Source organism: Frateuria hangzhouensis (genome assembly GCF_026410505.1).
GTDB lineage: Bacteria > Pseudomonadota > Gammaproteobacteria > Xanthomonadales > Rhodanobacteraceae > Frateuria_A > Frateuria_A hangzhouensis.
In genome coordinates, this window is the sequence record NZ_JAPMIU010000035.1 from 1 (window position 1) to 1,393 (window position 1,393).

General features: G+C 67.0%; 1 protein-coding gene. It reads left to right on the plus strand.

Annotated features, from left to right (window positions below; genetic code table 11):
• The first annotated feature begins 91 nt into the window (after nucleotides 1-91).
• A complete protein-coding gene (locus tag OSC30_RS16740; RefSeq protein ID WP_267172985.1) occupies nucleotides 92-1,120 on the plus strand; it encodes an IS110 family RNA-guided transposase in 1,029 nt (342 codons plus the stop codon).
• Nucleotides 1,121-1,393 lie beyond the last annotated feature (273 nt).

Below are 1,393 nucleotides of genomic sequence, written 5' to 3' on the forward strand. Positions count from 1 at the left end.
CCGTAATCACATGGACTCGCCCCCGCGCACTTAGGCGTCATGGCGCCAGCGGTGAGATAACGCTTTCACCGTCACATGCGGAGGGCGAGTCATGAGCAAGATTACGACCATTGCAATCGATCTGGCCAAACACGTGTTCCAGGTGGTCGCCGAGGATGCCCGGGGCGAGGAACAATGGCAGCGGCGGCTGACCTCACGCGAGGCGTTTGGCGCCTTTATCGAGACGCTGCAACCGCCTCTGCTGGTGGGTTTGGAGGCGGGATTGGGCGCGCAGGCGTGGGCACGCCGATTGTCTGCCCGCGGCGTGCAGGTGCGTGTGCTACCGGCCCAGCGGGTGGCCGAGCACCGCAGCGGTGCGAAGAACGACCGCAACGACGCGCGGGCGATCCTGCGAGCGCTGCGCGACCGCTCGATCCACGCGGTACCGATCAAGACCGTCGAGCAGTTGAGCATGCAGGCGCTGCATCGGGCACGGGCGGGCTGGGTGCGCCGCAAGACGGCCCTGGGCAACCAGATACGCGGTCTGCTGTTGGAACATGGCGTGGTAATCGCCCAAGGCGATGCCGCACTGCAACGCGGCCTGGCCAGCACCCTGGGCTCGACCACGCTGCCCTTGCCCGAGCGCCTGTGCGACCTGTTGGCCGAGCTGGCCGGCGAGTGGGAGGGCTTGACCGCGCGTATCGCGAGCCTGACCGGCGAGCTGGGCGTTCTGGCCCGCGACGATGCCCTGGCCCGACGCCTGGCCACGATTCCGGGCGTGGGGCCGCTCACCGCTACCGCGATGGTCTGCAAGGGGCTTGATCCGGCCCGCTTCGCCAACGCCCGCCAGTTTGCCGCCTACTTCGGGCCGGTGCCCGACCAGCACAGCAGCGGTCCGCGTGTGCGCCTGGGGGCTATGAGCAAGCGCGGCGACCGCTACCTGCGCAGCTTGCTGATCAACGGCGCCCACGCCGTCCTGCGGACTACCCGACACGATGCCACCGACCCGGACCGGCGCCGGCTACTGCGCTGGATGGAATGTCATGGCCGCAAAGGCGCGGCCGTACGACTGGCTAACCACAACCTGCGCGTAATCTGGGCCCTGATGCAACGCCAGACCGACTACCACCGACCCGCCTGATCAAACGGAAAACCGCTACCGCACTGCTTCCTGCATGCGCTTTGCGTGCCACCGCTGCTTGCTGCTCGAACCACTAGGTCAGACCGTCGCAGATCGATGCCTACCACCCTACGGGCCCTTGGCGGCCTTCCCGTAATTGGCACTCTGCGAGCTCATCCGATGCCGGCCCGTGGTCCCTGCGACCACCTCGACGAGGCCTCATACATAGACGCAGCCGGTCGTTCTTGACAGCAAACGGGGGTTGACCGTGGAGGCGAGTCCATACATAGGGTG

Coding starts and splice junctions, on each gene's coding strand:
- OSC30_RS16740 (WP_267172985.1), top strand. CDS start 92: ATGAGCAAGATTACGACCATTGCAATCGATCTGGCCAAACACGTGTTC.